Annotated in this window: 6 protein-coding genes and 1 tRNA gene; all 7 read left to right on the forward strand. The window is 44.5% G+C overall.

Annotation, left to right across the window (positions count from 1 at the left end):
* Positions 1-217: 217 nt before the first annotated feature.
* Positions 218-673 (forward strand): ribose-phosphate pyrophosphokinase, encoded by a 456-nt coding sequence (locus JC525_RS07850; protein ID WP_198815322.1) that lies wholly within the window; start codon positions 218-220, stop codon positions 671-673.
* A gap of 135 nt (positions 674-808) precedes the next feature.
* Positions 809-1,810 (forward strand): NADPH-dependent aldehyde reductase Ahr, encoded by a 1,002-nt coding sequence (ahr, locus tag JC525_RS07855; RefSeq protein ID WP_198815323.1) that lies wholly within the window; start codon positions 809-811, stop codon positions 1,808-1,810.
* 341 nt (positions 1,811-2,151) lie between these two features.
* Positions 2,152-2,781: a 50S ribosomal protein L25/general stress protein Ctc gene (locus tag JC525_RS07860; protein ID WP_198815324.1), complete on the forward strand. Its 630-nt coding sequence runs from the start codon at positions 2,152-2,154 to the stop codon at positions 2,779-2,781.
* 5 nt (positions 2,782-2,786) lie between these two features.
* Complete coding sequence (gene pth / locus JC525_RS07865) at positions 2,787-3,368, forward strand: aminoacyl-tRNA hydrolase (protein WP_198815325.1); 582 nt, start codon at positions 2,787-2,789, stop codon at positions 3,366-3,368.
* Between the two features lie 42 nt (positions 3,369-3,410).
* Positions 3,411-4,502, forward strand: a complete 1,092-nt coding sequence (gene ychF / locus JC525_RS07870; protein WP_198815326.1) for a redox-regulated ATPase YchF — start codon at positions 3,411-3,413, stop codon at positions 4,500-4,502.
* A gap of 141 nt (positions 4,503-4,643) precedes the next feature.
* Positions 4,644-5,663, forward strand: a complete 1,020-nt coding sequence (locus tag JC525_RS07875) for a peptidylprolyl isomerase (RefSeq protein ID WP_233095050.1) — start codon at positions 4,644-4,646, stop codon at positions 5,661-5,663.
* 171 nt (positions 5,664-5,834) lie between these two features.
* Positions 5,835-5,911, forward strand: a tRNA-Met gene (locus tag JC525_RS07880).
* Positions 5,912-6,000 lie beyond the last annotated feature (89 nt).

A 6,000-nucleotide genomic window follows, 5' to 3' on the forward strand; every position in this document is an offset into this window, starting at 1 on the left:
TTAAAATGGGAAATAAAATAGGGATAAGAAGTAACCGTGCCGCTTTTTAATGTGGAAATGTGAAAAAGATGTACGGGATTATTTATTAATTGTAGAAATTACGCAGCGCTCGTGGAAGACTACCGAATAAAAGCGATGGCAAAAACATGTTTAATCATCACTTTTCAAAGACGTTACCGATAATAACCGCGCTATGACTTGATAAAGGAATAAGAAAATGAAAATTAACCGATTCAAATTAGTACTCATTTTGACTTCGATAACACTGCTTGGCGCGTGTGTACAAGAAGAGCAGAAAAAGGAGGTTACCATGGTAGATAAGAAAGAAGAGTTACAAAGTAGTGAAGATAACTTACCTAAAGAACTAAAGGCAGAGCCTGTTACTCAAGCGGAAGCGGTAGAAAACACCGTGGAAGGTGAAGTTACCATGAAGGGCAGCATTATATTCAAAGATTTAGAAGGTGGATTTTATGCCTTTATTGCTGAGAACGGCGGCCGCTATACATTACACGGTTTAGATGAGACCTATCAAAAAAACGGCCTTATTGTTGAAGTTAAGGGCACGCCCAAGCCTGACATGATGACCTTTACCCAGTTCGGTACGGTACTTGAGGTATCGGGCGTGAAGGTTCTTGATACCAGTAAAGTAATTGATAACGTGCAAACACACTGATCGATATCAGAATGTTAAGGGTAGCAACTTAACGAATATGTGTTCGACGGTCGCTGATTCAGGTCAGTTGCGCTACTTCGAATACTTTACCCACGGGGTTAACGCAACCTCATTACTTCTAAAGGACTGATATTAATGATAAATGCATATGCTGCTAAAGAAGCTGGCGGGAAATTGGAAAAGTTTCAGTACGATCCGGGTGAGTTGGGCGCTCACGAAGTTGAAATTGACGTTGAAAGCTGCGGCATCTGCCACAGCGACCTGAGTATGCTAGACAATGAATGGGGCATGACAGAATACCCTTTTGTGCCAGGTCATGAAGTGGTGGGTACAATTAGCCAAATTGGCGAACATGTTACGTCACTTAAGGTCGGTCAACGTGTGGGCTTAGGCTGGCATGCTAGCTACTGCAATAGCTGCAGAACGTGTGAAGCGGGTGACCACAATCTTTGCGCCGACGCAACCATGACTATAGGCGGTCGTCACGGAGGTTTTGCTGATAAAGTGCGTGCACAGGCGCTCGCAGTAATTCCTCTGCCTGACACAATAAATAGCACAAAAGCAGGCCCGCTTTTCTGCGGGGGCATCACAGTATTCAATCCTCTTGTTCAATTTAACATTAGCCCTACTAGTGAAGTAGCGGTAATTGGCATTGGCGGTTTAGGCCACCTTGCCCTTCAGTTTTTAAATGCTTGGGGCTGCAAAGTGGTCGCATTTACATCAAGCGAATCGAAAAAACAAGAGGCCCTCGAATTAGGTGCAACTGAAACCATTAATAGCCGCGATGAGAATGAAATAAAGCAAGCGCGAGGCCGATTTGACCTGATTATATCAACGGTTAATGTAAAACTAGACTGGAACTTATACCTTTCTACGCTTGCACCGAAAGGGCGGTTACATTTTGTCGGCGCAACGTTGGAGCCCCTTGATATAGGCGCATTTAATTTAATTGGTGGACAGAAAAGTGTATCAGGCTCTCCTGTTGGCAGCCCAGCAACCATTAAAACTATGTTGGATTTTGCTGCGCATCACAACATTGAACCCGTTACCGAAACCTTTAAATTTGACGATGTGAATGACGCTGTTGAAAGGCTGAGAGAAGGAAAAGCGCACTACAGAGTGGTGCTGACAAAATAAGCCCTTACTTCGTTTGTCACTGATAAATAAACGCTAAAGTAGGTGTGTTAATAAGTGACCAGCAATGTAAACATACACTGTTTACAAATAACTTAATAAAGGCGTGTTGCCGCACGCCTCTACACTAGACGCATCGAGTAAAGGTGTTTATGCGCCTGCTTTTTATCTGCTATGGCAATTGTATGTTTTGATAGGTGGTGTTAGAATTCGCCGCCCTTGAATTTTGGGCTGGTGTTTTATTGCGCATAAAAATTAGTTTTTAGCGCTTATAACATTATTTTACAGTGAGATTTGGTCGCAAAATCTCACATCATTACATTTATATATTTTGGAGACAGACAATGTCTGAAGCAAATTTCAAACTAGATGCTTCTGTTCGTACAGATCTAGGGAAAGGTGCGAGCCGCCGCCTACGTCGCGAAGATAAGCTACCTGGTATCATCTACGGTGGTGAAGAAGCACCAGTTTCTATCACACTAGATCATAACAAAGTAAACAACTCAGCTGACTTTGAAGCGTTCTATTCTCACGTTCTTGAGATTAACCTTGATGGTAAAGTTGTTGAAGTTCTAGTTAAAGATATGCAACGTCACCCGTATAAGCCAAAGATTACACACATCGACTTCCAACGTGTAATCGCTGGTCAAGACGTTCACACTAACGTACCACTTCACTTCGTAAACGAAGATAAATCTGCTGCTGCTAAAGCTGGCGGTATTGCTGAGCACCACGTTACTGAAATCGAAGTGACTTGTCAGCCTAAAGATCTTCCAGAGTTCATCGAAGTAGATATGGCTGCTGTTGAAATGGGTCAAACTGTACACCTTTCTGACCTAACGCTTCCAGCGGGTGTTTCTTCAGTAGAACTTGCTAAGAACGACGAAGCACACAACCTTGCGGTTGTAACTGTTAAGCCTGCCCCTAAAGCGGCTGACGCAGAAGACGGCGAAGAAGCAGCTTCTGAGGAATAATCCTCTTGGCTGATATCCGCCTTATCGTGGGTCTGGGTAATCCAGGCCCCGAATATGAAAATACCCGACACAATGCCGGTGAATGGTTTCTCAACCAACTTGCCGACACCTACAACGCCCCGCTAAAACCAGAAACCAAATTCTTCGGTAAGACTGCTCGCATTACTATTGCTGGCAAAGACGTCCGTTTGCTCTACCCCACTACGTTTATGAATAAAAGTGGACAAGCCGTAGCAGCACTGGCTAATTTTTACCGCATAGAACCAGAACAAATATTAGTAGCGTTTGACGAATTAGATTTGCCCCCCGGCGTAGCGAAATACAAAGTGGGCGGTAGTTCGAGTCAAAATGGTGTTCGTGACATTGTGGCAAACATGGGTAACAACAAGAATTTTTTGCGTTTGCGTATAGGAATTGGTCATCCAGGTCATAAAAGCCGCGTTACCGGCCATGTTCTTGGCAAGCCACCAGCAGATGAAAAAGCAGCCATTGAAAGTGCCATCGATGAAGCGGTACGCTGCACAGAGATTTTGCTGAAAGAAGACCTTAAGCAAGCGCAAAACAGGCTACACTCGCATAAAGGGTAGCCTTTAGCCAGTTATCACTTTTCCAAACTAAGGATCCATACCATGGGTTTTAAATGCGGTATTGTTGGCCTACCAAACGTAGGTAAATCAACACTTTTCAATGCATTAACTAAAGCAGGTATTGAAGCGGCAAACTTCCCGTTTTGTACTATCGAGCCAAACACAGGGGTTGTTCCTGTGCCAGATCTTCGTTTGGACAAGTTGGCTGAAATCGTAAAACCACAGCGCGTTATTCCCACTACTATGGAATTCGTAGACATTGCTGGCTTGGTTGAAGGCGCCTCTAAAGGTGAAGGTTTAGGAAACAAATTCCTGGCCAACATACGTGAAACCGACGCTATCGGTCATGTGGTACGCTGCTTCGACGATGAGAACATTGTTCACGTGGCAGGTCGCGTTAGCCCGAAAGACGACATTGACATTATCAATACAGAGCTTGCGCTTTCAGATTTAGAAACCACAGAAAAAGCGCTTCACCGTGTTGCTAAGCGCGCAAAGGGTGGCGATGCTGATGCCAAGTACGAAATGAAAGTACTGGAAAAGATTAAGCCGCACCTAGATGAAGGTTTATTGCTTCGTTCACTTGAGCTAACTAAAGAAGAGCTTGCTGCAATCAGCTACATGAACATGCTTACCCTTAAGCCAACCATGTATATTGCAAACGTGAATGAAGACGGTTTTGAAAACAACCCGTACCTTGACCAGGTTAAAGAAATTGCTGCAGGCGAAAACGCCACTGTCGTTGCAGTATGCGCGGCTATCGAGTCTGATATTGCTGAGCTTGAAGACGACGAGCGCGAAGAGTTTATGCAGGACATGGGGCTTGAAGAACCAGGTCTTAACCGCGTTATCCGCGCAGGTTACAACTTGCTTACTCTTCAGACCTATTTCACTGCAGGCGTAAAAGAAGTGCGTGCATGGACCTTCCCTGAAGGGTCAACAGCCCCTCAAGCAGCGGGTAAAATTCACACCGACTTCGAAAAAGGCTTTATTCGCGCTGAAATCGTAAGCTACGATCACTTCGTTGAGTTCAATGGCGAGCAAGGTGCGAAAGACGCCGGTAAATGGCGCCTTGAAGGTAAAGAATACATCGTTAAAGATGGCGATGTTATTCACTTCCGCTTTAACGTTTAACTTCTGCTGTAGAAGTTAACGCTATTTTTTGAGAGCCACCGCAAGGTGGCTTTTTTGTTTCTTCTGAGTGGGCAATTATCTGTGCGGGCTGGTATAAAGACTAGCCTGATATAGAATACTAAAAACGAAAAGGTTTGAGATATGTATTTCCAATACCGCCGCAGTACCGCAAAGAAAACCCATACCCGCAAAACAAACGTGTGCACTGCTACATATAAAATAATACCGATGTTATCGGCGGCGATGAGTTTGCTCATCAGCAGTGCCTTTGCCGATGCCGACAACAAGCTCATGCAAGAGCCCCCCGCGACAATAGGTAGCAATGTAAAAGACAAAATACCGACGCTTCCTGAAGGCACCGCACTGCATAGCAATAGCGAAAGCTGGTATCAGGTTCCTCAAGGGAATACCGTAACACTTAGCACAGCATACGGCGATGTTGTTATTGCACTTCACCCTTCTCTAGCACCAACCCATGTTGCTCGTTTTAAAGGCTTAATTGATGCGGGGTTTTATAACGAACAGGCATTTTATCGCGTGGTAGATGGATTCGTTGCTCAAGCTGGGAGTAACGATTCTCATGACGATACTCAATTTCCCCCTACATTGCTAAAACCTATCAGTGCAGAATTTATTCAGCCGTTAAATAGTAACGTAAATGTGGTGGAGCAAAACGACATGTTTGCCCCAAGTACTGGATTTTTAGATGGCTTTCCCGTTGGAATTGATAAAGAACGAAAAGAAATGTGGGGACTTCACTGCCCAGGTGTGGTCGCTTTTGCTCGCAATAGCGAAAAGGATACCGCCAGTACAGAATTCTATATTGTAATTGGTCAAGCGCCACGCCACCTCGACAGAAATATGTCGGTAATAGGTCGCGTAGTCCATGGGATGGACCTGCTTCAAAAATTACCCCGTGGGAACATGGATAGCGGTGGTGTATTGGATAACATTACCCAAGAAAGTAAAATAAAGCAGGCATTCGTTCACTCAGAGGGCGGAGCCCCTTATTTTATCCAAACACCTCATCATGAAGAATACAAAAAACGCGTTAACACAGGGAAAAACCTTGATAACCCGTTTTTTCATGACAATACCTATGGTCCGCGCCCAATAGACGTATGTTATTACCAAACAAAAGCAGGTACAAAGGCGTGGTAAAAGCAGGGTAATTGCGGTGCAAGTTGTTCAATTTCACCGCTTTTTGTGCGTATTTCATCCTGATGCGCACACTTAATGAGCATTTAGAAAAAGTTAGTAAAAAAGGGGTTGACGGTTGCCAGTCATATACGCATAATACGCGCCACTTCCTGAGAGGGAAGAGAATAGTAAGGCTACGTAGCTCAGTTGGTTAGAGCACATCACTCATAATGATGGGGTCGCAAGTTCGAATCTCGCCGTAGCCACCAATTCTCATTTATCTCTTTTAGGAAAGTCTAGCTGCGCGGGAGTGGTGGAATTGGTAGACACGCTGGATTTAGGTTCCAGTGCTTCACGG

The organism is Alteromonas sp. IB21 (assembly GCF_016405965.1).
In the GTDB taxonomy this organism is placed as follows: Bacteria; Pseudomonadota; Gammaproteobacteria; order Enterobacterales; family Alteromonadaceae; genus Alteromonas.